The organism is Peribacillus deserti, assembly GCF_002863585.1.
Classification (GTDB): Bacteria; Bacillota; Bacilli; order Bacillales; family DSM-1321; genus Paraperibacillus; species Paraperibacillus deserti_A.
Map to the genome: position 1 here is coordinate 44,953 of NZ_PGUY01000047.1, position 26,010 is coordinate 70,962.

20 protein-coding genes, 1 tRNA gene and 1 other RNA gene are annotated in these 26,010 nt (G+C 40.4%); 18 read left to right on the forward strand and 4 right to left on the reverse strand.

Features of this window, described 5'->3' with window-relative positions; all coding sequences use genetic code 11:
• Positions 1-12 precede the first annotated feature (12 nt).
• Both whiA and CUU66_RS15390 read left to right on the forward strand, forming a co-directional pair.
• Positions 13-957 carry a DNA-binding protein WhiA gene (whiA, locus tag CUU66_RS15385; RefSeq protein ID WP_101643698.1) on the forward strand — a complete coding sequence of 315 codons (945 nt, stop codon included), beginning with the start codon at positions 13-15 and terminating at the stop codon, positions 955-957.
• 106 nt (positions 958-1,063) lie between these two features.
• Entirely contained in the window at positions 1,064-1,321 is a 258-nt protein-coding gene (locus CUU66_RS15390) for an HPr family phosphocarrier protein (protein WP_101643700.1), read from the forward strand.
• Between the two features lie 133 nt (positions 1,322-1,454).
• On the opposite strand, the gene clpP is transcribed toward CUU66_RS15390, so the two are convergent.
• Entirely contained in the window at positions 1,455-2,054 is a 600-nt protein-coding gene (gene clpP, locus CUU66_RS15395) for an ATP-dependent Clp endopeptidase proteolytic subunit ClpP (protein WP_101643702.1), read from the reverse strand.
• Positions 2,055-2,344: 290 nt separating this feature from the next.
• On the opposite strand from clpP, the gene CUU66_RS15400 reads away from it, so the two are divergent.
• The 9 genes from CUU66_RS15400 to eno all read left to right on the forward strand — a co-directional run bounded on the left by CUU66_RS15400 (position 2,345) and on the right by eno (position 11,859).
• Positions 2,345-2,416, forward strand: a tRNA-Arg gene (locus CUU66_RS15400).
• A gap of 453 nt (positions 2,417-2,869) precedes the next feature.
• Positions 2,870-4,201 carry an RNA polymerase factor sigma-54 gene (rpoN, locus tag CUU66_RS15405; RefSeq protein WP_101643704.1) on the forward strand — a complete coding sequence of 444 codons (1,332 nt, stop codon included), beginning with the start codon at positions 2,870-2,872 and terminating at the stop codon, positions 4,199-4,201.
• Positions 4,202-4,211: 10 nt separating this feature from the next.
• Positions 4,212-4,445: a glutaredoxin family protein gene (locus CUU66_RS15410; protein WP_101643707.1), complete on the forward strand. Its 234-nt coding sequence runs from the start codon at positions 4,212-4,214 to the stop codon at positions 4,443-4,445.
• A 278-nt stretch (positions 4,446-4,723) separates the two neighbouring features.
• On the forward strand, positions 4,724-5,740 hold the full coding sequence (locus CUU66_RS15415; RefSeq protein ID WP_101643709.1) for a sugar-binding transcriptional regulator: 1,017 nt from the start codon (positions 4,724-4,726) through the stop codon (positions 5,738-5,740).
• Positions 5,741-5,799: 59 nt separating this feature from the next.
• A complete protein-coding gene (gap, locus tag CUU66_RS15420) occupies positions 5,800-6,807 on the forward strand; it encodes a type I glyceraldehyde-3-phosphate dehydrogenase (protein ID WP_101643712.1) in 1,008 nt (335 codons plus the stop codon).
• Positions 6,808-7,003: 196 nt separating this feature from the next.
• Complete coding sequence (locus CUU66_RS15425; protein ID WP_101643714.1) at positions 7,004-8,188, forward strand: phosphoglycerate kinase; 1,185 nt, start codon at positions 7,004-7,006, stop codon at positions 8,186-8,188.
• 37 nt (positions 8,189-8,225) lie between these two features.
• On the forward strand, positions 8,226-8,987 hold the full coding sequence (gene tpiA, locus CUU66_RS15430) for a triose-phosphate isomerase (protein WP_101643715.1): 762 nt from the start codon (positions 8,226-8,228) through the stop codon (positions 8,985-8,987).
• Positions 8,980-10,512 carry a 2,3-bisphosphoglycerate-independent phosphoglycerate mutase gene (gpmI, locus tag CUU66_RS15435; protein WP_101643717.1) on the forward strand — a complete coding sequence of 511 codons (1,533 nt, stop codon included), beginning with the start codon at positions 8,980-8,982 and terminating at the stop codon, positions 10,510-10,512. Before tpiA ends, gpmI begins: the two co-directional genes overlap by 8 nt.
• Before the next feature lie 51 nt (positions 10,513-10,563).
• Entirely contained in the window at positions 10,564-11,859 is a 1,296-nt protein-coding gene (eno, locus tag CUU66_RS15440) for a phosphopyruvate hydratase (protein WP_101643718.1), read from the forward strand.
• Between the two features lie 369 nt (positions 11,860-12,228).
• Here eno and CUU66_RS15450 read toward each other — a convergent pair whose 3' ends face one another.
• Positions 12,229-12,777, reverse strand: coding sequence for a hypothetical protein (locus tag CUU66_RS15450; RefSeq protein WP_101643722.1), 549 nt, complete (start codon positions 12,775-12,777; stop codon positions 12,229-12,231).
• Positions 12,778-13,613: 836 nt separating this feature from the next.
• Between CUU66_RS15450 and CUU66_RS15455 the strand changes: the two genes are divergently transcribed.
• From CUU66_RS15455 to CUU66_RS15485, 7 genes are all read left to right on the forward strand, one after another.
• Complete coding sequence (locus CUU66_RS15455) at positions 13,614-14,813, forward strand: IS256 family transposase (protein WP_101643724.1); 1,200 nt, start codon at positions 13,614-13,616, stop codon at positions 14,811-14,813.
• A 687-nt stretch (positions 14,814-15,500) separates the two neighbouring features.
• Positions 15,501-15,734 (forward strand): preprotein translocase subunit SecG, encoded by a 234-nt coding sequence (gene secG, locus CUU66_RS15460; RefSeq protein ID WP_101643726.1) that lies wholly within the window; start codon positions 15,501-15,503, stop codon positions 15,732-15,734.
• A gap of 191 nt (positions 15,735-15,925) precedes the next feature.
• A complete protein-coding gene (locus CUU66_RS15465) occupies positions 15,926-16,672 on the forward strand; it encodes an alpha/beta hydrolase (RefSeq protein ID WP_101643728.1) in 747 nt (248 codons plus the stop codon).
• Positions 16,673-16,701: 29 nt separating this feature from the next.
• Positions 16,702-19,071, forward strand: a complete 2,370-nt coding sequence (gene rnr / locus CUU66_RS15470; protein WP_101643730.1) for a ribonuclease R — start codon at positions 16,702-16,704, stop codon at positions 19,069-19,071.
• 607 nt (positions 19,072-19,678) lie between these two features.
• Complete coding sequence (gene smpB / locus CUU66_RS15475) at positions 19,679-20,146, forward strand: SsrA-binding protein SmpB (RefSeq protein ID WP_101643732.1); 468 nt, start codon at positions 19,679-19,681, stop codon at positions 20,144-20,146.
• 128 nt (positions 20,147-20,274) lie between these two features.
• Positions 20,275-20,636, forward strand: a transfer-messenger RNA (tmRNA) gene (ssrA, locus tag CUU66_RS15480).
• Positions 20,637-20,915: 279 nt separating this feature from the next.
• Positions 20,916-21,509: a YdeI/OmpD-associated family protein gene (locus CUU66_RS15485; RefSeq protein WP_101643734.1), complete on the forward strand. Its 594-nt coding sequence runs from the start codon at positions 20,916-20,918 to the stop codon at positions 21,507-21,509.
• A 790-nt stretch (positions 21,510-22,299) separates the two neighbouring features.
• Here CUU66_RS15485 and CUU66_RS25455 read toward each other — a convergent pair.
• Entirely contained in the window at positions 22,300-22,530 is a 231-nt protein-coding gene (locus CUU66_RS25455; protein ID WP_101643736.1) for an aspartyl-phosphate phosphatase Spo0E family protein, read from the reverse strand.
• A 2,138-nt stretch (positions 22,531-24,668) separates the two neighbouring features.
• Positions 24,669-25,904 carry a sensor histidine kinase gene (locus CUU66_RS15505; protein ID WP_101643743.1) on the reverse strand — a complete coding sequence of 412 codons (1,236 nt, stop codon included), beginning with the start codon at positions 25,902-25,904 and terminating at the stop codon, positions 24,669-24,671.
• Positions 25,905-26,010 lie beyond the last annotated feature (106 nt).

Below are 26,010 nucleotides of genomic sequence, written 5' to 3' on the forward strand. Positions count from 1 at the left end.
GAGGTGAGAGAGATGTCTTTTGCATCAGAGACAAAAAAAGAGCTTACAACTTTAGAGGTTAAAGACTGCTGTGTCAATGCAGAACTTTCAGCACTCATACGGATGAATGGCTCACTCTCCTTTTCAAACAAAAAACTGGTCGTGGATATCCAAACCGAAAATGCCGCCATTGCGAGAAGAATATATACATTGTTAAAAAAGAGCTTTAATGTTCCAGTGGAGCTGCTGGTCAGGAAGAAGATGAAGCTTAAGAAAAATAATGTGTACATAGTCCGCTTGTCACATCAGGCCCAGGAAATCCTTCAAACGCTTAAAATCATTGGCGAGGGCTTTACCATTCATCGTGATATTTCAAAAGAGCTGACAGCCAAGAAGTGCTGTAAGCGGTCCTATTTAAGAGGGGCCTTCTTAGCGGGAGGATCGGTCAATAACCCGGAAACTTCCTCTTATCATCTCGAAATTTCTTCGCTATACAAAGAGCATAATGACGAACTTTGTGAATTGATGAACGGATTTGATTTAAAGGCTAAAACCCTAGAGCGGAAAAAAGGCTATATTGTGTACCTGAAAGAAGCAGAAAAAATAGCCGAGTTCTTGAATATCATTGGTGCACACAGTGCTCTTTTGCGATTTGAGGATGTAAGGATCGTCCGGGATATGAGAAATTCGGTTAACAGACTGGTTAACTGTGAGACGGCGAACTTAAATAAAACCATCGGTGCATCCTTAAGGCAGGTTGAAAATATTAAACTGATTGAACAGACAATCGGTCTCAGCGTCCTTCCAGATAAGCTCCGGGAAATTGCTGAGCTTCGTGTGGCCTATCAGGATGTGACTCTTAAAGAACTAGGCGAGATGGTTTCCGGCGGCAATATCAGTAAATCCGGAATCAATCATCGACTTAGAAAAATCGATGAAATAGCCGAAAAGCTTCGATCCGGGGAACCGATTTCATAAATGATCAAGAAACGGTTTCAAGAGATGGAATAAATGGTTAAATAAGTATAATACTCTAATGATTTAAAACATAAATAATAAAAAGCGATAGGGGAGGAAAAAAGAGATGGTTGATAAAGTAGTCCAGGTCCGCCTGAAAACCGGGCTCCAAGCCCGCCCGGCCGCACTATTTGTCCAGGAGGCCAACCGGTTCACAGCAGATGTTTTTCTGGAGAAGGATGGCAAAAAAGTCAATGCGAAAAGCATCATGGGGCTCATGAGTCTAGCGGTCAGCACAGGTTCTGAAGTGAAGCTGGTTGCGGATGGCAGAGATGAAGAGGAAGCGTTAGAGGCATTAGAGGCATTTGTACAAAAGCAAGACTAATATTTCAGTAAAAACTGTCCTTAGCGGCAGTTTTTTTCTTGTGGCAAAGGTTTGAACAGGACCCGCCAAAGAATGAAGATTAGTATTATATCAAAAAGACCGCACTCACAAAGGAGGGCGGTCTCATGTATTATTATGATTTTTTCTCAAGGTCGTTACGAGTCATGATTTTGTCAACCAAACCATACTCAACAGCTCTTTCAGCAGTCATGAAGTTGTCGCGGTCCGTATCGCGGGCAATAACCTCAATCGGCTGTCCAGTCCGTTCAGAAAGAACCTCATTTAACTTTTGACGCAAGAAAAGAATGCGCTTTGCAGCGATTTCAATTTCAGTAGCCTGGCCTTGAGCCCCACCAAGCGGCTGATGGATCATCACTTCACTGTTAGGAAGAACATAGCGTTTTCCTTTTTCACCAGCTGCCAGCAGGAAAGCACCCATGGATGCAGCCATACCAATACAGATTGTAGAAACCTGAGGCTTAATGAATTGCATTGTATCGTAAATCGCCATACCAGCTGTAATGCTTCCGCCTGGGCTGTTAATGTAAAGGTGGATGTCCTTCTCAGGGTTTTCCGCTTCAAGGAAAAGCAGCTGAGCTACGATGGAATTCGCTACATTATCATCAATAGCGCTTCCAAGCATGATAATCCGGTCTTTCAATAAGCGTGAATAAATATCATAAGCACGCTCACCACGGTTTGTTTGTTCAATAACTGTAGGAATTAAATTCATATATCTTTCTCCTCCTTTAAAGAAGTAATCCAGATGGATTATTTATCCTCATGTGATAATGATACACAATTGGTCAATTTAGGTCAAACGATAGGCTTGATTATCATTCGACAAACCTCTTGTTTATGTATTAAAATAAAAAACATGTTTGACCTTACGGGTATATTTTCTGCTCGAATTGAAATACTTTAACCATGATACCCAAAGTTATCCGTTTTAAACATAATTTGCTCTTGCAAAAGTGTAAGAAGTTCCATATAATAATGTCTTGAGGCGTTAAATTTTAGCTTGCCCTCGTGGTGCAACGGATAGCACGTGAGATTCCGGTTCTTAAGATGTGGGTTCGATTCCTGCCGAGGGCGTACCAGGACTCTTCGCTGAGTTAAGCGAAGGGTCTTTTTTGTTTGTTTTATCTTAGCCGCTTTTGACCGGTTTGAAGATGCAGAACGGTGGTTGCTTGATCTTTATGCAGGATTTTCTGGATTTATGAACGATTTTTATGATATATGCAGGATTTTTTAGATATATGCAGGATTTTTATGATATATGCACGTTAAATGGAATATATGCAGGATTAGTAAATTCCACACCCTGCTCTTCATAGGCCTGGCATAATATAAGTGCAGCTTAGCGCTATAGTGGTCAGGTCTTCTCCTTGTCCATGAACATGCCCCTTACAATCCAACGAACCGCATTTTGTGTACGTTATTATCAAGGAAATGTATCCTTGACGGCATCTAAAATTGTAAACGGTTACATTTTCCTTTCTATCTGATCTTTTTTTATAATAGAATAGGGATGGGGGGGAGATTGGTATGGAATTGAGGAATGGGCTGTTTCAGCAGCAGAGTTTGAAGCTTTCGATGACGCAGGAGTTAAGCCAGGCGATTGCCTTGCTGCAGTATACGTCTCAGGAGCTTGCTGCTTATCTGGAGGAGAAGGCAGCGGAAAACCCATTAGTGTCTATAGATTCTTCACCTGATGGTTCTTTTAGTGATCGGATGAAACGGAAGAGCAGTATGCGGGCACCCCGTGAAAAAGATGCTAAGTATTGGCTGGAGCAGATTGGCAGCCAATCTGTATCGCTAAGTGATTATTTGAAATGGCAGTTATCGCTATATAGCTTAGACCATATAGAAAAGAAAGTCATGCATTGCTTGATTTTAAATTTAGATCAGAATGGGTATTTGCGGGCATCTCTGGATGATGTTGCCGGGCTTGCCGGCTGTGGCATACCAGTAGTGGAGAATTGCCTGCAGGAACTGCAGAGGCTTGAACCGGCTGGAATCGGGGCCAGGAATTTGCAGGAATGCCTGCTTCTCCAAGCCCAAAGAATGGGGCATGAAATGAAGCATGCCAAACTCATACTGAAGGAACACTTTCTGCTGTTTGCTGAAAAGAAGTGGAAAGAGCTTGCCAGGAAACTGGGTATTTCTTTAAGGGATATACAGGATGTGCAGGATTATGTTCTTACCTTTAATCCAAGGCCGGGTGCTTCCTTTCATCAGGAAAAGGCTTCCTATGTGGTTCCTGATGTGAAGGTGGAGTACAGGGATGGGGGCCTTAGGGTGCGATTATTAGAAAACCAGTCCTATCAATGGAATTTAAACCAGAGCTATTATGATGCATTAAAGGCCTATAAAGACCAGGGCGTTGATAAGTTCATCCAGGAGAAGTGGCAGGAATTTCAGTGGATTTCAAGAAGCCTTCAACAGAGAAAAGAGACCATTTTAAAAGTGACTAAATTAATCGTAGACAAACAGGCACAGTGTTTTATAAAAGGTCTTAGTGAGCTTAAGCCCATGACCATGAGGGAATTGGCAGAGGAACTCGGAATCCATGAGTCGACTGTAAGCAGAACAGTGAGGGAGAAATATGTACAGGCGCCTTTTGGCACGGTCGAGCTGCGGGCTTTTTTCACGTCTAATCTGCAATCTGTTTCTGCTGAAGATATTTCGGCGGCGTCGGCAAAAAAGGAATTGCAGCTGCTTATTGATAACGAAGATAAACTCAAACCATTATCTGATCAAGATATATCTGATATATTGAAAAAGGAAAAGGGGATTATTCTTTCTAGACGCACGGTTGCTAAGTATCGTGATCAGTTGAATATTCCTTCCTCTTCTAAAAGAAAACGCTATAGCTAGGGTGGATGGCATGAAAGAAATCATATTTTATACAAGAGCGCAGTGTCCGCTTTGTGACAAAGCAAAAGAGCTGCTGGAACTCATGAAGGGCGATCTGAATGTTTCTATCAATGAGATTGATATCCATTCAAGCGATCATCTCGTTGAACAGTTTGGGTTAATGATCCCGGTAGTAGAATATCAAGGTGTGGTGCTGCAATATGGCCAGATTGATCCGGCAGAGTTAAAGAAACAGCTGGGATAACATGCTTGCAAATAAGCGGAATTTAATAAAAACCAGATAAAGGTCCGGCCTGGATAGAAGAGCGCTGAAAGGGGGGAAATAACCCGTCAAACTGCAGGTTTTAAGCGGAAGCGCTTGCAGAAAAAACTTGAACATATTAGTTGAACTATGAATATACTCCTGTTAGAATGAGACTTGAAATAGGGAGTATTTTTTTTGCTGGTAGTGGGACATAATATGTCTATGCGGGACAAAAAACGACCAACCTAGTTCGCGGTTAAAGAAGGAGTAATCAATCAATGCGCTCATTAATTGAGGTACAAAGAAAATTATTGCCTGATTTAATGGATGTTATGCAGAAGCGCTATCATATCCTCCGTTACATAAAATTTATGCAGCCTGTTGGCAGGAGAAACTTAGCAGTTAGTCTTAGCCTGACGGAGAGGACGTTGAGGGCGGAGGTTGAATTTCTTAAGTCTCAAAACCTTATTGATATATTCCCTTCAGGAATGCAGCTTACAGATGCCGGCTTCGATTTATTAGAAAAATTAGATGGTGTAATGAGAGAGTTAACGGGTATAGACAAAAAGGAAGATGGATTAGCCAAGAAGTACTCCATTAAAGAAGTCATTATAGTCAGTGGAAATAGTGATGTATCACCCTGGGTCAAAGCAGAATTGGGAAAAGAATGTGCTGCTTGCATAAAAAGGAATTTATCGGGGGAAAATATCATCGCTGTAACTGGCGGTTCTACACTGGCTGCAGTTGCTGATATGCTGACACCGGATTCCCGCAAGACGCTGTTTGTCCCAGCACGGGGCGGTCTGGGTGAGGAAATGGAAAATCAGGCTAATGTAATTGCGGCCAATATGGCTGCTAACATGAATTCTTCCTACAGGGTCTTATATGTACCGGAGCAGGTTAGCAAGGAAGCGTATCTTTCATTTATGAAAGAGCCGGCCATTAAAGAAGTCATCTCTCTTATTAAAACAGCTAACATCGTGGTGCACGGCATTGGTGATGCAACCGTCATGGCTGGGCGGAGAAAATCTTCTCCGGAAATTATGATGAAGATAAAAGATGGGAATGCTGTTGGAGAAGCTTTTGGATACTACTTTAATGAAAAGCCTGAGATCGTTCACAAAGTTCATACAGTCGGTATCCAGAAAGAAGATCTGGACCATGCCGACAGTGTAATAGCTGTTGCCGGCGGCAGTTCAAAAGCCAAAGCAATCAGGGCCTATCTTAAAATGGCACCCTCTGCCACTACCCTAATAACAGATGAATCTGTTGCAAATGAGTTATTAAAGGGCTAAGTCCTTTTAAATATAGTAACTATAAAATTAATTCCCTAATTTTAAAGGAGGATTTTCACATGACAGTAAAAGTTGGTATTAACGGATTTGGCCGTATTGGACGTAACGTTTTCCGCGCGGCTTTAAAGAACCCAAATGTAGAAATCGTAGCAATCAATGACTTAACAGATGCAGCAATGCTTGCACATTTATTGCAATATGATACAGTTCACGGCACTCTTTCTGAAAAAGTAAGTGTTGATGGAGATACTTTAGTTGTTGAAGGACACAAAGTAAAAGTTTTAGCAGAGCGCGACCCAGCTCAGCTTGGATGGGGAGACCTTGGCGTAGAAGTAGTTGTTGAATCAACTGGCCGTTTCACTAAGCGTGAAGATGCTGCTAAACACTTAGAAGCTGGCGCTAAGAAAGTAATCATTTCTGCTCCTGCTAACGACGAAGACATCACAATCGTTATGGGTGTTAACAACGATAAATACGATCCAGCTAACCACCACGTAATCTCTAATGCATCTTGTACTACAAACTGCCTTGCGCCGTTTGCGAAAGTACTTCATGAGCAATTCGGAATCGTACGCGGTATGATGACAACTGTTCACTCTTATACAAACGACCAGCAGATCCTTGACCTGCCGCACAAAGACTACCGTCGTGCACGTGCAGCTGCTGAAAACATCATCCCGACTACAACTGGAGCTGCAAAAGCTGTAGCACTAGTATTGCCTGAACTTAAAGGTAAATTAAACGGTATGGCTATGCGTGTACCAACTCCAAACGTATCTGTAGTTGACCTTGTTGCTGAGCTTGATAAGAATACAACTGTTGAAGAAGTGAACGCTGCACTTAAAGCGGCTGCTGAAGGCGACCTTAAAGGAATCCTTGAGTACAATGAGCTTCCATTAGTATCTACTGACTACAATGGCAGCACCTATTCTTCTTCTGTTGATGCTCTATCAACAATGGTAATGGAAGGCAATATGGTTAAAGTTCTTTCTTGGTATGACAACGAAACTGGCTACTCTAACCGTGTAGTTGACCTTGTTGATTTCATCGCTGGCAAAGGTCTTTAATTCCTAGCATTTGCTTAAATATTACATCTCAATATTTTGGCTTTATTGGTAAAAATATGGCTATAATAACAAAGAGATAAGGGGAGCGGGGATACATACCCTTCTTCCCTCTTTTTTTGAGAATAGCAGATCAAGCCTGCCGCCGGGCGTTAGCCTGCTGATCGGCAAGGCTACATAAAAGGAGGTCTTTAGGTTCATGAATAAGAAATCAGTCAAGGATATTGATGTTAAAGGAAAACGAGTATTTTGCCGTGTAGACTTCAATGTGCCTATGCAAAAAGGTGAAATAACGGATGAAACAAGAATTAAAGCGGCTGTTCCAACCATTCAGTATCTAACTGAGCAGGGTGCAAAGGTTATATTAGCCAGCCACCTAGGACGTCCTAAAGGCCAGGTAGTGGAAGAGTTACGATTAAATCCAGTTGCTAATAGACTAAGCGAGATTTTGGCGAAGAATGTGAAAAAAACAGATGAAGCATATGGTGATTCTGTAAAAGCTGAAATCGAAAAAATGGAAGAGGGAGACGTTCTTCTATTAGAAAACGTTCGTTTTTATCCTGGAGAGGAAAAAAATGACCCTGAATTAGCAAAGTCTTTTGCTGAACTGGCTGATGTATATGTGAATGATGCATTTGGAGCTGCGCACCGCGCCCACGCGTCCACTGAAGGAATTGCCAAGCATCTGCCTGCAGTTGCAGGACTATTAATGCAAAAAGAGCTTGATGTATTAGGCAAAGCATTGCTTGATCCGGATCGTCCGTTTACTGCCATTGTCGGCGGTGCGAAAGTAAAAGACAAGATCGGTGTTATCGAAAATCTGCTTGATAAAGTGGATAACTTGATTATCGGCGGCGGCCTTGCTTATACATTTATTAAATCTCAGGGGCATGAAATCGGTAAATCCCTTCTAGAAGAAGACAAAATTGAGCTTGCAGCTTCATTTATTGAAAAAGCAAAAGAAAAGAAAGTCAACTTCTATATGCCTGAAGATGTCGTCATCGCTGATGACTTCTCAGAGGATGCCAATACTAGACATGTTGATATCACTGACATTCCTTCTGACTGGGAAGCACTGGATATCGGTCCTAAAACACGAGAAAAGTATGCAGAGGTCATTAAAGGTTCAAGATTAGTTATCTGGAACGGGCCTATGGGCGTATTTGAATTGAATGTATTTGCCAACGGAACAAAAGCAGTTGCGCAGGCACTTGCTGATTCTGCTAATACATTCAGTGTAATCGGCGGCGGAGACTCAGCGGCTGCAGCAGAAAAGTTCGGATTAGCTGACAAAATGTCTCATATTTCTACAGGCGGAGGAGCTTCCCTTGAATTCATGGAAGGTAAAGAGCTTCCGGGTGTAGTTGCATTAAACGATAAGTAATGTTCTAGGGACGAAAGCACTTGAAAGGGTGAAAGATATGCGTAAACCAATTATTGCAGGTAACTGGAAGATGAATAAAAAGCTTGGCGAAGCAAAGAGCTTTGTTGAAGAAGTAAAGGGTTTAATCCCATCTCCGGAATCAGTGGATTCTGTTATTTGTGCGCCAGCGTTATTTTTAAATGAATTAGTTCAGCTGACTGAGGGCAGAGACCTTAAAATCGGTGCCCAAAACATGCACTTCGAAGAAAACGGAGCCTTTACAGGGGAAGTCAGCCCGGCTGCTTTAGAAGATCTTGGTGTTCAATATGTCATCATCGGTCATTCAGAACGCCGTGAAATGTTTAATGAAACAGACGAAACAGTGAATAAAAAAGCTCTTTCAGCCTTTAAATACAATTTGACTCCAATCGTTTGCTGCGGTGAAACTCTTGAAGAGCGCGAAAGCGGACAAACTAACGAGCTTGTCGGCAATCAGGTGAAAAAAGCATTAACCGGTCTTACACCAGAACAGGTGAAAAATACAGTTATCGCTTATGAGCCGATCTGGGCAATCGGAACCGGGAAATCATCTACAGCAGAAGATGCTAATGAGGTTTGTGCCCACATACGTTCCGTTGTTGCTTCAGAATTTTCTCAGGATGTTGCAGATGCAGTCCGTATCCAGTATGGCGGCAGCGTAAAGCCATCCAACATTAAGGAATACATGAGCCAGCCTGATATCGATGGTGCACTTGTCGGCGGAGCCAGCTTAGAAGCACAGTCTTTCCTTCAATTATTAGAGGGTGGAAAGAATGAGTAAATCACCTGTAGCGCTGATTATCCTGGACGGCTTTGCATGCCGTAACGAAACAAAAGGAAACGCAGTTGCACAAGCAAAGAAACCTAATTTTGATCGTTTCTGGAACCAGTTTCCGCACTCACATTTAACAGCTTCTGGTGAAGCTGTGGGCCTTCCTGAAGGTCAGATGGGGAACTCAGAAGTAGGTCATTTAAATATCGGTGCAGGAAGACCGGTCTATCAAAGCTTGACCCGCGTAAACCTGGCTATCCGCAAAGGTGAGTTTGAAAATAACGAAACCTTCATCTCTGCGATGAACCATGTGAAGCAAAAGGGAACCAATCTTCATTTGTTCGGCCTGCTTTCTGATGGCGGTGTACACAGCCATATTAATCACATGTTTGCACTCCTGCGACTTGCTGCTAAAGAAGGAATAGAGAATGTGTATATTCATGGAATTTTGGATGGCCGTGATGTTCCTCCAAAATCAGCGGAAGATTTCATTAAGCAGACAGAGGAAGTCATCAAAGAAGTTGGCGTCGGCAAGATCGCTACAATATCCGGACGCTTCTATTCCATGGACAGAGATAAGCGCTGGGAACGGGTTGAAAAATCATACCGGGCGATGGTCGATGCGGATGGCCCTGTTTACAGTTCCGCAATGGAATGTTTAGAAGACTCATATAGAAACGGAATTTTTGATGAATTCGTTCTTCCTTCCGTTATTACGGATAAAACAGGTAAGCCGGTAGCGACTATACAAGACAATGATGCGGTGATTTTCTATAATTTCCGCCCGGACCGTGCGATCCAAATCTCAAACACGTTCACAAATGAAGACTTCCGTGCGTTTGACCGCGGACCTAAAGCGCCAAAGGATCTTTTCTTTGTATGCTTGACTCATTTTTCTGAAACAGTCAAAGGATATGTGGCATTCCAGCCTATCAATCTGGACAATACTCTAGGTGAAGTCATTTCTGCTGCAGGACGCACTCAGCTGCGGATAGCTGAAACGGAAAAATACCCGCATGTTACGTTCTTCATGAGCGGCGGCCGTGAGAAGGAGTTCCCTGGAGAGAAGCGGATTCTCATCAATTCTCCGAAAGTGGCGACCTACGACCTAAAGCCTGAAATGAGCGCTTACGAAGTGACAGATGCATTGCTGAAGGAAATTAGTGAAGATAATTTCGATGCGATTATTCTTAACTTTGCAAATCCGGATATGGTTGGACATTCCGGTATGTTAGAGCCTACAATAAAGGCGATAGAGACTGTGGACGAATGTCTTGGGAAAATTGTGGATTTGATTTTATCCAAAGGCGGATCAGCAATCATTACGGCCGACCATGGAAATGCAGACGAAGTGGTAACACTCGAAGGCAACCCTATGACAGCCCATACGACAAACCCTGTTCCAGTTATCGTTACAAAAGAAGGCGTGACCTTAAGGGAAGATGGCATTTTGGGTGATCTTGCACCAACTATGCTGCAGTTATTAGGATTAGAGAAATCTAAAGAGATGTCTGGAAATTCTATTATTAAGTAAAAACCCGGCCTGTACGGGATAAAAAATGTTAATTCAAAGGAGAGTTTTTAAATGCCATTCATTACACATGTATACGCAAGAGAAGTTCTTGATTCACGCGGTAACCCAACAGTAGAAGTAGAAGTTATGACAGAGTCAGGCTTTTTCGGCCGCTCAATCGTTCCTTCAGGTGCATCCACTGGAGAACACGAAGCTGTAGAACTTCGTGATGGTGACAAGTCCCGCTACCTTGGTAAAGGGGTTCAGCAGGCAGTTTCCAACGTTAACGACGTAATCGCTGATGAAATCATCGGTATGGACGTTACTGACCAAGTTGGAATCGACCGTACTCTAATCGCTCTTGACGGCACTGAAAACAAAGGTAAATTAGGCGCAAACGCTATTCTTGGTGTTTCTATGGCTGTAGCACATGCTGGTGCAGACTCTGTAGGACTTCCTTTATACCGTTACCTTGGAGGAGTTAACGCTAAGCAGCTTCCAACTCCAATGATGAACATCATCAACGGCGGATCTCATGCTGACAACAACGTAGACTTCCAGGAATTCATGATTCTTCCTGTTGGGGCTCCTTCATTCAAAGAAGCGCTTCGTATGGGTGCAGAAGTATTCCATTCTCTTAAGAAAGTTCTTAGCAGCAGAGGGTTAAACACTGCAGTTGGTGACGAAGGCGGATTTGCTCCAAACCTTGGTTCTAACCGTGAAGCATTAGAAGTTATCATTGAAGCGATCAAAGGTGCTGGCTATGAAGCAGGTACTGATATTCTTCTTGGAATGGACGTTGCTTCTTCTGAATTCTTTAACAAAGAAACAGGCAAATACGACCTAGCTGGTGAAGGCCGCACTGGTCTATCTTCAGAAGATATGGTTGCCTTCTACGAAGAGCTTGTTAATGAGTTCCCAATCGTATCTATTGAAGATGGTTTGGATGAAAACGACTGGGAAGGCCACAAGCTTCTGACTGATCGTCTTGGCAAGAAGATTCAATTAGTCGGTGACGATCTATTCGTTACAAACACTAAGAAGCTTGCACAAGGTATCGAGCAGGGCGTAGGTAACTCTATCCTTATCAAAGTGAACCAAATCGGTACACTTACTGAAACATTTGATGCAATCGAAATGGCTAAGCGTGCTGGCTACACAGCAGTAGTTTCCCACCGTTCTGGTGAAACAGAAGATGCAACAATTGCAGACATCGCTGTTGCTACAAATGCAGGCCAAATCAAAACTGGTTCACTTTCACGTACGGACCGTATTGCGAAATACAACCAGCTTCTTCGTATCGAAGATGAGCTTGGCGAGCTAGCTGTTTATGAAGGCTTAAAATCTTTCTATAACTTAAAGCGATAATTGAAAATTAATGAAAGGCCCTAAACCTGACGAGGTTTAGGGCCTTTTTTTTTATCTCTTAATAACTGATAGCAAAAACAAGAACCCTTAATACATAGAGAGAATAATATAAAGTATCCTGCCTGTCCTCAGTTCATTTAGTAGAAAGGAGCTTTATATGAACCGGATTAAATTTGAGCATTTGTTTGCTTTTATTATTATATGTGTACTCTCAGCCTCTCTTTTTATATTTAAAGATAATAGCGAAATTTCGTATCTGATAGTAGGGGTCTTAGCCAATTCCTTAGGAGCCATAAGTGCCTTTTATTTCACAAAACATGATCCGCGCAAAAAACAAAAATAGAATGGGGCAATCCTTGGAGATGCCGCTTATTTATTACTGATATAATCGATAACCAACGCCTTTTGAAATTTTTCTAAAAAGACCCCGATACACGCTGCTGCAATCAATAACGGATAAAACCTATGAATCGTCTCTGCCAGCAGGGAAGCTGTCCAATACCGGTGAAGCAGGCCAGAGCCCCCTTGATAGACAGCTGCAATGGTAACTACTATAAAAAGAGAAAACCAGATGAACGTCAAGGTACTGGTGCCAAACCGGAAAGAAGCCGCTATTATGCCGATCCCTAAGGCAATTACTGGAATCCATAGAGGGTGTAAATGCAACTCTTGAATATGAACTGTCTCTAGCACAATGGGCGAAGTCAGCATGCTCGCTAAATACCATGAACTTATAAAATACGCTAAAAACAAGAGCCATTTTCGGTTATTGTATTTTGTCTTCCATAAGAGAAAAGCAGAGGCAGCGATTAAAAGGCCGTCCAGCCATATGCTGTGATAGATAAATAAAACGAGGGCGGTAAAGAGGCTGAATAGGATATTAATACTGTCTAGAACGCGCAAACCCTTCAAATACATGGGAACTCCTCCTCTCATAACTAATCAAATTCTCTCTATATATAAAAATTATCCTATTTATACAGGGGATAACCTTGAATGGAGAAATATTTTTTGGCAGATTATTGTTTTCTGCTGTACTCAGTACAGCAATATGCCCGCCCTGGGCCTGTATGAAAGGGTTTCTCTATAGGAACTCCTGGAGGTGATCTTATTGCCTTTGTGAAGGTCATTTCTCTAACTGATATGTTCCTCAATCTCCTTATGAGGCCATTTCGCTTTCTGATTTACTATGTTTTGTCCTTTATGCGCTTTATCAAGGACCTTTTGCTTTGTAATTTACTATGTTTTGTCCTTCATGCGCCTTATGAAGGACATTTTACTTTGTGATTTACTTTGTTTTGTCTTTCATACGCCTTATGAAGCCCTTTTTGGTAACTGATTAACGGTGTTTTGTCCCTCATCCGCTTAATGAAGCCCTTTTTGGTATCTGATTAACGGTGTTTTGTCCTTCATTCGCCATATGAAGCCCTTTTTGGAATCTGTTTTACTATGTTTTGTCCTTCATCCGCCTTATGAAGACCTTTTTGTAAATTGTTTTACTATGTTTTGTCCTTCATCCGCCTTATGAAGACCTTTTTGTTAACTGTTTTACTATGTTTCGTCCTTCATGTGCCTTATGAAGGACATTTTACTTTGTGATTTACTTTGTTTTGTCTTTCATACGCCTTATGAAGCCCTTTTTGGTATCTGATTAACGGTGTTTTGTCCTTCATCCGCTTTATGAAGACTTTTTTGGGAGAACGTATTTTATTCTGTGTAAATGGTTATAATTGCCAATGAGGAGATGATCATTTATGCATAAGGATATGACAATTAAGGACTTAGCGAGAGAATGTAAGACAGTAGATGATATACAGTTTATGTTGAAGGATTTGTTCCGGGAAACTCTTCAACTAGTGTTTGAAGCAGAGATTGAGGACCACCTTGGATATGCCAAGAATCATATTTCTGGAAATAACACAGGCAATAGCCGAAACGGTTATATGAAAAAGACTATTAAAACCAAGTTTGGAAACACCACCTTAGATATTCCCAGGGATCGAAAAGGCGATTATGAACCCCAGATTATCAAGAAGTATGAAACTTCCATTAATGGTTTGGAAGATCAAATACTGGCCCTCTATTCTAAAGGAATGTCTACGCGGGATATTGAAGATCATATGCAGGATATTTATGGTATTCATGTATCTCCAACCATGGTAAGTAAGGTAACGGATAAAATTTTACCTCTTGTGTATGACTGGCAAGCCCGTCCTTTGGACGCTGTCTATCCGATCGTTTATTTAGATGCTATTCATTTTAAGGTGCGCCATGAGAATCGGATTATTAGCAAGGCTGCTTATACTGTTTTGGGAATAAATACGGATGGTGTAAAGGATATTTTAGGCATTTGGATTGGCGAGAATGAGAGCGCAAGCTTTTGGCTGAGTGTCTGTTCGGACTTGAAAAGCAGAGGGGTCGAAGACATCCTCATTGCTTGTAAAGACGGGCTTTCCGGCTTTTCTGATGCCATAATTGCTACTTTTCCTCAAACGCACATTCAATTATGTGTGATCCATCAATTACGAGCGAATATGAAATATGTAGCTACTAAGGATCGTACTGGGGTTATGGGGGATTTGAAGAAAGTATATAAAGCTGCCACACTGGAACAGGCCGAGTCAAACTTTGCAAAGTTGAAAGAACTATGGGAGAAAAAATATCCTACCGTTATTAAATCATGGGAAGAAAATTGGCTTGAACTCACAGCTTTCTTCCACTACCCACCGATCATTAGAAAGATGATTTATACAACCAATACAGTCGAGGGTTTTCATAGACAGCTTAGAAAGGTCACAAAAACCAAGAATACTTATCCAACGGATAATGCCTTGAGAAAAATTGTCTATCTAGCCACTATCGGAGTAACGGATAAATGGACTAAACCTATACCAGATTGGCTAGAATGTAAGGCACAGTTTGATATTATTTTTGAGGGTCGCCTTGGGAATTAACCACCTTCAATTTAACTAGGTGGCGTGTGTTGGGACTACGTCCCAAGAGTTTTACGCTTTGCTTCTCCCAAAAGAAGTCAAAAAAAGAGAAGAGAACTCCTCTCTTCTTGTTCAGAACCCTGTCAGGTGCTCGGGGTGCTCTCCAGCATTGCCCTATCCCCCTAGATAGGTAAGAGCCCTAAACATTATGAGCGTTTACAAGATGAATTATTCATTTACACAAAATATTTTATATTCCCTATGAAGGACATTTTACTTTGTGATTAACGGTGTTTTGTCCTTCATTGTCTGATGAAGGCAATTTCACTTTCCGATTTACTGTGTTCATCCTTTTATTCGCATGATCAAGGCCATTCAGTTCTGTTTTAGTATGTTTTGTCCTTGATTCCCTCAACAAGCCTATTTCTCTTCGCCTATCATACTTTGTTCTCTAATCACAATTGTGAAGGACGTTTCTTTATGTCGCCTGATCCGCACTTTAAGTGCAACGAATCACAAGAAAGACAAAGTTAGCTGTTTTTTCCTAAGCCATTAAAAAGCGATGTATAAAATCTGCTAGTCGGATAATAGGCCCTGCCGGCACAAGGTATTACCTATAAATAACCACTTCGAACAACTGCCCCATTGTAGAGATGGAAACTTTATGGTACATTTAAAATACTGTAGTCGTATTCAGGAGGTGAACTCGTGCACGCATTATTAGTTACTCTATTAGTCATTGATTGTATTGCACTTATCATAGTTGTATTGCTTCAGTCAGGAAAAAGCGCGGGGCTTTCAGGTGCCATTTCTGGTGGCGCAGAGCAGCTTTTTGGAAAACAGAAAGCTAGAGGAATGGATCTTATCCTTCAGCGTGTAACCATTGTATTGGCTGTTTTGTTTTTTGTGTTGTCTATTCTGGTTTCTTATGTTCAGCTATAAAATATGTACAGATAAACCCGGCATAAAAGCCGGGTTTTTTGCTATTCATAGGAGCCGAGCCTTTTATGAGCCACTGGTGGAGGATTGCTTTATAATAGAAGGAAATATACAAATCAGGGAATAGTTTCATTAAAACTGCTCCCAATTGGAATAATACAATAAGAGAACATCAACGAAGGAGCTTTTCAATCATGAGAATTAAATTACCGCAGCCATTTACCTTTGAAGGAGGTAAACGTGCTGTCTTACTTTTACATGGATTTACTGGTAACTCTGCAGATGTAAGGATGCTGGGAAGATATTTAGAGAAGCGGGGCTATACCTGCCATGCTCCTCATTATAAAGGACATGGAGTGCCGCCTGAAGAATTAGTCCACACAGGTCCTAAGGATTGGTGGAAGGATGTCATGAGAGCATACGATTTTCTTAAAAGTAAAGGATATGAGGAAATTGCTGCTGTAGGTTTATCGCTGGGCGGCGTATTTTCATTGAAATTAGGTTACACTGTACCTATAAAGGGTATCGTACCAATGTGTGCACCCATGTATATAAAAAGTGAGGAAGTCATGTATAAAGGCGTCCTTGAGTACGCCCGTGAATGGAAAATGAGAGAAGGTAAATCGCCGGAACAAATAGAAGAGGAGATGCAGGAGTTCAGTAAAACACCGATGAACACCTTGAAAGGTCTGCAGGACCTTATAGCAGACGTCCGCGATCATGTTGACCACATATATGCCCCGTTATTCGTGGTTCAGGCCCGCAATGACCACATGATTAATACAGACAGTGCTAATATCATCTATAATTCAGCAGAGTCCGTTAATAAAGACATCAAATGGTATGAAGAATCAGGCCATGTCATAACTCTTGATAAAGAAAAAGAACAGCTTCATGAAGATGTGTATAAGTTTTTAGAAAGCCTAGATTGGCAAGACTAATGTTACCCCGCATAAGGAGGGATTTTTAGATGGATGAAGTAATCCAGCAGCATGTAGAACGTCTGCTTGAATATATGAAAGAAAGCAGCTATAAACCATTAACGGTTCAAGAATTAGAAGAAGCTTTTGGCATAAATGACTCTTCTGAATTTAAAGATTTTGTAAAAGCACTGGTCCATATGGAAGAAAAGGGGCTTGTTGTAAGAACGAGGAATAATAGATATGGGCTGCCTGAGAAAATGAATTTGGTTCGCGGGAAATTGACAGGCCATGCGAAGGGCTTTGCCTTCGTTGTTCCGGATGAGCCTGGAATGGATGATATCTTTATCCCTCCGAGTGAAACAAAAAATGCGATGCATGGCGACATAGTGCTAGCCCGTGTATCTGAGGAAAAATCAGGTTCGCGCCGCGAAGGAACCATTGAGAAAATCGTGGAACGCGGCATACACGAGATCGTAGGTACATATACAGAAAGCAAAAGCTTCGGTTTCGTGATTGCAGATGATAAAAAAATAGCAAATGATATCTTTATACCGAAAGGCGCTTCTATGGGAGCGGTTGAAGGCCATAAGGTTGTCGTCAAACTGGTATCTTACCCGCAGGGCGGTCTTAGTGCAGAAGGAGAAGTCATTGAAATCCTTGGTCATAAGAACGACCCTGGAGTCGATATTCTTTCTGTTATCCATAAACATGGAATCGCCGTTCCATTCCCTGAAGAGGTCATCGAACAGGCGAATAGTGTCCCAGATACCATTGAAGAGGATCAAATCGGAAATCGCCGAGACCTTCGTGACCAGATGATTGTGACCATTGATGGAGCTGACGCAAAGGATTTGGATGATGCTGTAACAGTGACACGCCTGGATAACGGCAACTATAAATTGGGAGTCCATATTGCCGATGTGAGCTATTATGTGACGGAAGGGTCTCCAATCGACGTGGAAGCTGCCGACCGCGGTACAAGCGTTTACTTGGTCGACCGGGTTATCCCAATGATTCCCCATCGTCTGTCCAATGGGATTTGCTCCTTGAATCCGAAGATTAACCGCTTCACTTTATCCTGTGATATGGAGATTAATGCGGAAGGTACTGTTGTTAAACACGAAATCTTTGAAAGTGTGATCAAAACCACTGAACGAATGACGTATTCTGATGTGAATAGAATATTAGTGGATAAAGATGAAGAGCTTCGCAGCCGTTATGAGCCTCTTGTGCCTATGTTCGAAGATATGGAACAGCTGGCACAGGTTTTACGGAACAAACGTATGAAGCGCGGTGCGATTGACTTCGACTTTAAAGAGGCTAAGGTGCTCGTGGATGACGAGGGCCATCCGACAGAAGTCGTTCTTCGTGAGCGCTCAGTGGCTGAAAAGCTGATTGAAGAATTTATGCTTGTCGCCAATGAAACAGTCGCCGAACATTTCCATTGGATGGACGTTCCGTTCATATACCGTATCCATGAAGATCCGAAAGAGGAAAAATTAAGGCGTTTCTTTGAATTCATTACAAATTTCGGCTATATCGTTAAAGGAAGTGCCAATTCCGTACATCCGCGCGCCCTGCAGGAAATAATTGAGGCGGTAGAGGGCAAGCCGGAGGAAATGGTGATATCGACTGTAATGCTCCGTTCGATGCAGCAGGCGAAATATGATCCGGAAAGTCTTGGCCACTTTGGCCTGTCAGCCGATTACTATACTCACTTCACGTCTCCAATCCGACGGTACCCGGATTTGATTGTTCATCGCTTAATCCGTACGTATCTGATTGAAGGCAAGCTGGACCCGTCCACAAGAGCCAAGTGGGGAGCTGTGCTTCCGGAAATTGCGAAGCATACCTCTGAAAGGGAGCGCCGTGCTGTCGACGCTGAGAGGGAAACAGATGACCTCAAAAAAGCTGAGTTCATGATGGATAAAATTGGTGAAGAATACGATGGAATCATCGGCTCTGTAACCAGCTTTGGTATGTTTGTGGAGCTTTCGAACACCATTGAAGGACTTGTCCATGTAAGTGTCATGAATGATGATTATTACCGCTTCGATGAGCGCCATCTGGCTATGATCGGTGAACGTACCGGCAAAGTATTCCGTATTGGTGATGAAATAACCATCCGAGTTTCAAACGTGAACAAAGATGAAAGAGCCATTGATTTTGAAATTGTCGGGATGAAGAATAACCGCCAGAATGAGACTGGAGAAAGAAAAGTCTTTAAAACAGGCGGCGGACGCCGTAAAGATGATACAGGCGGAAGAGGAAATGGCGGCCAAGGCGGATCAAGAGGGCGCCGGGGCGGTAAAGGTGAAAAGTCTGGAGCTGGAAAATCCGCTGAGAGCAAACCCCGCCGCAAGAAAAAGTTCTTTGAGAACGCACCTGCGGCCAAACGTAAAAAGAAAAAGAGATAAGGTGAATTGCAAAAGGGAGCCTTTTATAGAGGCTCCCAGTTGTATTTCTATATTTGGACTGGTTTTTTAGTGGTGGCTTGGACGGCGGTCATAAAGTCACTTTTTTAGTGGAAATCGCTAATATGAAGGCTGAAACCGGCTACTTTGGTGGCCTTTCTTAAAAAAACAGTGGGTTTTGGAGCCAGGAAAGCATGAATTTGGATGATATACCACTCATTTTAGTAAAATTGACTTAATGCAGCCTGGTTTATGCTTTCATTTATGGGTTTTATGCTTATATTTAGAAGGTTTATGCTTATGATTTTAGGTTTTATGCTTAAGTTTTCCTTGTCTATGCTTATCTGGCTGCATTCAATGCTTATATTTGATGCTTTATGCTTATCCAGAGTCCTTTATGCTTATCTGCCAGACAATATGTGACCCTAAGCTTAGCATGAATCAACACCAACTCAAAAAGACCGCCGATACTTTCTCGACAGCTGGGGCCTTACCCAAACAGTGGCAATCTTTCTTCCAGAAACCCCTGTTTGAAGAAAGGGGCTGTTTTTGGTACAATTTTTGGATAGACCATAGAGATACGGATTTTTTTCCGAGGGGAGTAGAAACTATGCCAAAGGGTACAGGAAAACTTATTTCAAATAATAAAAAAGCATATCATGATTATTTTATAGAAGAAACATATGAGGCAGGCATCGTTCTGCAGGGTACTGAGATTAAATCAATCAGAGCGGGAAGGGTCAACTTGAAGGATTCGTACGCTCGTGTCCAAAATGGCGAAATGTATTTATACAGCATGCACGTCAGCCCATATGAGCAGGGGAACCGCTATAATCACGATCCCGAACGGCCAAGGAAGCTGCTGCTTCACAAACGAGAAATTGATAAGCTGTTTGGAGAAACAAAAGAGCAGGGCTATGCGCTCCTCCCATTAAAGGTATACTTGAAAAATGGTTTTGCTAAGGTTTTAATCGGACTAGGCAAGGGTAAAAAACAATATGACAAACGTGAGGACGCTAAGAAGAAAGAGGCCAAGCGTGAAATCGAGCGTGCTTTCCGCGACCGCCAGAAGATGTAGCCATGAATCTCAGGCAGGATGTGGATATAGCATTTTTGCAGGATTCGTGCTATAATAACTTATGTAGCACGTTACAATTGAATAAGCAGTTAAGCTGAATTATTCTCGTACGTCACTTTCTTATATCTGGGGACGCTACGGATTCGACAGGGATAGTTCGAGCTTAAGTTGCGAGTCGAGGGGATCGGCCTCGTTAAAACGTCAAAGCCTATAACTGGCAAACAACAAAACTCTTTCGCTTTAGCTGCTTAATAACAGTTTAAAGTGGTTCGCCCCTCCATCGCCTGTGTGGTAGGGTAGCGGACTCAAATTTAGCAGGCTACGCCGGAGTCCACCGTCTGAGGATGAAGGAAGAGAACAACCAGACTAGCTGCCCGGACGCCTGTCGATAGGCAAATGGAGCAGCGAAACATCAATATGTCGACTACACTCGTAGAAGCTTAAGTGGCGATGTTTCTGGACGAGGGTTCGACTCCCTCCGTCTCCACCATACATATTGTAGGGTGGATTTTTTATTTAGAATGAAAAATATATAAAGCATAAATTGTCCCAAGAGACAGTTTATGCTTTATTTTGTTTTTGGACAGCGGATTCTGCTAATACCGTATTTTGAGTAAAAAGATCCGTAATTTCTTTTTTTACGAAGTAAAATTGTTATTTGAATGAATTAGAGATAATAACTATGTAGTTGATATAATGAATTGGAGAAACTTAGAATGACTATTCTTTATTGTAAGCTGATCAAAAAATTGAAAAGGGGTGTTCCTTGATGACAAATACTAGAATGAATCCTAAGGTTGATGAATATTTAAGTAAGGCGAAAAAGTGGCAGGGAGAATCTGAAAAATTGAGAATGATTATTCTTGACTGCGAGCTGACCGAAGAATTTAAGTGGATGCATCCTTGTTATACATTTGAGAAGAAAAATATCGTTTTAATACATGGATTTAAAGAATATTGTGCGCTTCTGTTTCACAAGGGTGCCTTGTTACAGGATGCTCATGGGATTCTAATCCAACAAACGGAGAATGTACAGTCGGCGCGCCAGATTCGGTTTACCAATGTTCAAGAAATAGTTGAAATGGAAAGCATCTTGAAAGCCTATATTTATGAAGCCATTGAAGTTGAAAAAGCCGGTTTGGAAGTCAATTTTAAAAAGCATGCAGAATACATAATTCCTGAAGAATTACAAAATAAATTTGATGAACTCCCTGCCTTGAAGAAAGCTTTTGATACACTGACTCCGGGACGGCAAAGAGCTTATATTCTTTATTTTTCTGCACCCAAACAATCCAAAACCCGAGTGTCAAGGGTTGAAAAATATATGCCGCAAATTCTCAATGGAAAGGGATTAAACGATTAGTATATTCGATGAGCACGATTCACACAATCTGGAGAAACATGCCCATCACTTATAATTGTTCACCCCGACTTTCAGCAACTTAGCATTGAGTCATCCTTGATAAACGAACTTTTGTTTTATTAAAGGTGGACTCTATTAACAAAACAGAGGCTATACAATTATATGAAACAGTAAAGAAAGAAAACATCTCCGAAATATCGCAGATTTATGAGCAGAGTGCAACAGAGGATGGCTTACCTATAACATTTTCCCGTTATATCGTTCGTGCAACTATTTAATATTTTTCAACTAACTGGTACGTTAGTTTGAGAAGGAGGCTGCTGCGGTAGTCTCCTTTTTGCTTCCTTCAAAGGAATGCTGGTTCAAAATAAAGGATAAATAGATAAGGGAAAAGAGAGGAATAATTTGAGTGTGACAATAATGAGGTACAAAGAATTAGTAAATGAAAAAAGTTACCATATCTCATTTGAACGCATTTGTGAATGAAGAACAAAAGAAGCTAGACTGAGAAATATTGTAATTAAAAGTTGAAATTTATCCGGAACGTTTAAAAGGCTGGATAGTTATTAATGTTAATGACCTAATTAATTCTAAATATCATTATGATAAAACTAGATTAAACGGATGTTGTGGGAAAGATGGGTTAGACGGAAATAACAGGATATGCGTAAATAACCATGAAATCGGCAATGAAATGTCAGGTTGCTGGCAACTCCATTTAACTGCTTTTAAACCCGGATTTAGTAGGTTTAAGAAACTAAAACAATAGACAATTTCATTTCCTATAGGATTATATCTTGAATATGGGTTGCTTAGACAGCGTTTTTTGATTGCGATTGCTGGTTTCAAGATTCTTAAAGACTTCGTACTTATTAAGACAAGCATCAAGTTGTTGACTAATTGCAATTGTATTTGGGCTTAACAGGCCTTCTGTTGAACCTGTATTAATTAGATCTGAGCGAAGTAATATAATTTTTTCTATTATTTCGAAAGGGGTTTTACATAAGCATTGGTATTTCAAGGAAGCTCCTCATTTCCAATTATATAGCAATATATTACCAAAAGAACGCGTCAACGCCTAACAAAATACACACTTGAAGTTAACTTTTTAGTACAAGTCATTAAAAACATACAATATACGGTATGTAACTCTTCTTTATGTTTGTATCTTCACCATATGTGGCAGGGGAAGAATAAGGTACACAAGTTACCTTTTGAAGGTCGCAAGTGCCAGTGTTGACTTTATCAATGTGACAGAGTATTAGGCATAGCAGCAAGAGATTGTGAAATTTCTACTTAAACAAACGGGTGCGATGCTTTAACAGGGCATCGCACTTTTCCTTGTTTGAAAAACAGATCAGGTTTTACAAATATTACATTATTTATGAAATACAGTATAGCAGAAAAAAAGAAATGCAAAATAATACTGTTGCTATCATTTAATAATGAGGGATAAATTTATGTATAGCCAAATAGATAAAATGGGTAGTAAATTTCATTCACTTCAAACAGATATATGGCTTCATCACGATTTGTTTAGTCCTGGGTGGTGGAGTATCTTCATTATTAACGTATTATTTCTTATTCTGTTCATTGTCTTAATCGACCGTTATAGAACGTTGTTAATATCTTTTACTTTTGTGGTTGGTTTTGTAATTGTTGGTCTAGCGAATGAAATAGGCTCTTTTTTTGATTTTTGGAGTTACCCACATCAATTCCTTGTTTTTACACATCGTTTTAATGCAGTAGATTTTGCAGTGGTTCCCGTGATTATGACTTTGACGTATCAATACTTTTCAAAGTGGAGGCCTTATTTTGTCACGATTGTTATTTTGTCAGCAATAATGTGTTTCATTGGGATACCTGCATTTGTTTACTTCGGATTGTATAAATTAGAAAATTGGAACTATCTATACTCATTTTTAGTTACGGTTTTTATGTTTTTGATATTGAAAATTATTGCTGATTTCGTAAGAGATAAATCCAAAAAACATTCGTAGATAAAAATAGGGGTGTAGGTAAAAGGGACGTATCAAATAATTCTTTTTAATAACGGTCAATTTGTCTGAGTAGGCTGATGGCTGGGTCAGATGAGAGGCGAATAATTTGGTGCAATTTTTAGTAGATGTAATAACTTTTAGTAACAGGTGCTCCTGAGGCTATTGTTTTTGTGCAGCTGATAAAAAGAAGTGACTATTTTTTGAGGAAGAAATGTTGCGGCAGCCATTTCCAAATCAATGAGCAGTAGAACTTTTTTTAGTTATTTCATCAATAGCAAAAAAGATGATCGAGCTAATAATGGCAGGTATAAAAAATCCTGGGTAAATAAAGTATGTGAGCAGCCCAAATCCAATATGAATGAATCCAGATAACCAGAAACGAACATTGAAAAACTTCATTGATATAAATTCGGCCATTAATGAGACAGGTAAACCATAAACAAAATTTCCAATTAAACTATAAAAAAGCACAACAATCATAAAAAGAAATACCTCTCCATCCGAATTATACAATTGTCTTTTATTCATAGAGGTAAGAAATGAGATTAGAATAATTCCACTAGTAAAAGTCAGTGACGAATAGAATGCAACTTTGAATTTCCTGAATTTATCTTTAAACAGAGTCTTTCTAATAATAGGAAACAGAAAGCCAATTGTCATGACAATAAGTAAAGTCCTGATTATTAGTAGTGTATTAGAAGCTAAAAGTATCAATAGAAAGATAAGCACAGAGAAAACAAGAATATAAGAGTTTCCTTTTAACATTGGATACCTCGGACCTTTTTAGGCTTATTCTACAATAAGTTAGAGTTAGGAGAAATTGCGACATTAAATATTCCCATAGAGAAAATCCTTAAATATAAGGAGTTTTAGTCGTGTATAATTACAAGGCTTTTTCATTAAGGACTTGCAGTTCCGTTAAAGTGAACTGTGAACTTATTCATGCTAAACATTACTTTTGTGCACTTTAGCCGTTATTCTGAAAGTATAATCAAGTCTAATCATAGCCTGTAACATGCCGACGTTCCAATCAACCCCTAGTTCAATTAACATCAAAGTTTGCGAAAACAGCCCTTAATATAAAAAAACCACCCGGAACTATTTTTATATAGTCGGTTATCCGGGTAGTATTTCATACAGGTCTGCAGTCAGATTCCACTTATACAGGAAGGAAGATGGTAAATACAGTTCCTTTTCTTTTTTCGCTCTCTACTTCGATTGTTCCTTTTAATTTATGAACTGTACTGTAAACCATCAGCATGCCAAGACCTGTTCCTTCTGTTTTAGTTGAATAATAGGGTCTGCCTAATCGTGATATTTCTTCTTTGTCCATTCCGATGCCGGTATCTCTGATTTTGATTATTATGCTTTTATTTGCTTCGTACACATTAATAAACAGCATTCCGCCGTTCTCTTTCATCGCTTCTATTCCATTTTTGTATAAGTTGATCAGGCATTGCTGAAGTTGGTTTTTGTCATAATGTATATATAAAGAATTGTTGAAACTGTATTCTACTTCAACTTGATGCATATTTGCATAGGGAATAATAATGTTTTTCGTATATTCCATTTCTGCTTCAAGATTGGAAAAAATCATATTTTCTGATTGAGGTTTGGCAAATGCCAAAAAGTCACTAACAATTGTTTCAGCCCTTTTTAATTCCTGCAGGGAATATTCGATATATTTTTTTTCTTCCTGTGTTATCGTTACTGACTGATTTAACAGCTGTAAAAATCCGCTTGTTACTGTTAAAGGATTTCTTATTTCGTGTGAAACACTTGCTGATAATTCACTTATTAGGTTCAGCCTTTCTGAGTTCAAATACTTTTCTCGAGCTTTCATATTCGCGAGTATTTGTTCAATTAGCAGCATGATAATTGCCATTACAAGCAAATGAGTGGTTAAACCATAAATAGCAAGAGTCCAGAATTCAATGTTTAATACTTGGTAATAAAAAGATAGGGATGAAAAGTAAAGCACCATAGTAGATAGGGAAATGAGCGAAGCGCATATAATTCTGCTGCGGGCGCCCAGTCTGTTAAACCATGGGCTTAATAAAGGTACTAACGAAAATATAACGGTTGAGAAAATGAATGAATGATATACGCCTTCTCCTCCAATAAAGAATCTATAAGTATTAAGCACTGCATATAATATAAGGGCCCTTTTGTATCCACCGTACAGTGCGATAATAATAAACGGAATGTATCGGAGATCAATGATATATCCAATCTCCAATTTTATCGGAAATGCCATACACAAAAGCATAGTGACAGCGGATAGTATTATAAGAATATATGTGTTGAATTTTTGAAGCCTATTTTCTAAGAAGATCAAGAAAATCAAAACAGGAAAAAGTAAAAAAAGGAAATTTAATAGTAATGTTTCAATCAAGAGGAACTTCCTTTCAAAGTCTTTTTTTTTGAAGGCTGTATACTTTGGTACAACTCTAAATAGATACTACAATAATTGCTAGTTTTTGTGTAAGTAAATAGGAATT

Excerpts from the sequence above, each read along its gene's own strand:
- rnr (WP_101643730.1), top strand. The coding sequence starts at position 16,702 with ATGGATGAAGTAATCCAGCAGCATGTAGAACGTCTGCTTGAATATATG.
- CUU66_RS15485 (WP_101643734.1), top strand. The coding sequence starts at position 20,916 with ATGACAAATACTAGAATGAATCCTAAGGTTGATGAATATTTAAGTAAG.
- gap (WP_101643712.1), top strand. The coding sequence starts at position 5,800 with ATGACAGTAAAAGTTGGTATTAACGGATTTGGCCGTATTGGACGTAAC.
- CUU66_RS15425 (WP_101643714.1), top strand. The coding sequence starts at position 7,004 with ATGAATAAGAAATCAGTCAAGGATATTGATGTTAAAGGAAAACGAGTA.
- smpB (WP_101643732.1), top strand. The coding sequence starts at position 19,679 with ATGCCAAAGGGTACAGGAAAACTTATTTCAAATAATAAAAAAGCATAT.
- CUU66_RS15450 (WP_101643722.1), bottom strand. The coding sequence starts at position 12,777 with ATGTATTTGAAGGGTTTGCGCGTTCTAGACAGTATTAATATCCTATTC.
- CUU66_RS15390 (WP_101643700.1), top strand. The coding sequence starts at position 1,064 with ATGGTTGATAAAGTAGTCCAGGTCCGCCTGAAAACCGGGCTCCAAGCC.
- CUU66_RS15465 (WP_101643728.1), top strand. The coding sequence starts at position 15,926 with ATGAGAATTAAATTACCGCAGCCATTTACCTTTGAAGGAGGTAAACGT.
- clpP (WP_101643702.1), bottom strand. The coding sequence starts at position 2,054 with ATGAATTTAATTCCTACAGTTATTGAACAAACAAACCGTGGTGAGCGT.
- rpoN (WP_101643704.1), top strand. The coding sequence starts at position 2,870 with ATGGAATTGAGGAATGGGCTGTTTCAGCAGCAGAGTTTGAAGCTTTCG.
- CUU66_RS15410 (WP_101643707.1), top strand. The coding sequence starts at position 4,212 with ATGAAAGAAATCATATTTTATACAAGAGCGCAGTGTCCGCTTTGTGAC.
- CUU66_RS15455 (WP_101643724.1), top strand. The coding sequence starts at position 13,614 with ATGCATAAGGATATGACAATTAAGGACTTAGCGAGAGAATGTAAGACA.
- eno (WP_101643718.1), top strand. The coding sequence starts at position 10,564 with ATGCCATTCATTACACATGTATACGCAAGAGAAGTTCTTGATTCACGC.
- gpmI (WP_101643717.1), top strand. The coding sequence starts at position 8,980 with ATGAGTAAATCACCTGTAGCGCTGATTATCCTGGACGGCTTTGCATGC.
- CUU66_RS15415 (WP_101643709.1), top strand. The coding sequence starts at position 4,724 with ATGCGCTCATTAATTGAGGTACAAAGAAAATTATTGCCTGATTTAATG.
- tpiA (WP_101643715.1), top strand. The coding sequence starts at position 8,226 with ATGCGTAAACCAATTATTGCAGGTAACTGGAAGATGAATAAAAAGCTT.
- whiA (WP_101643698.1), top strand. The coding sequence starts at position 13 with ATGTCTTTTGCATCAGAGACAAAAAAAGAGCTTACAACTTTAGAGGTT.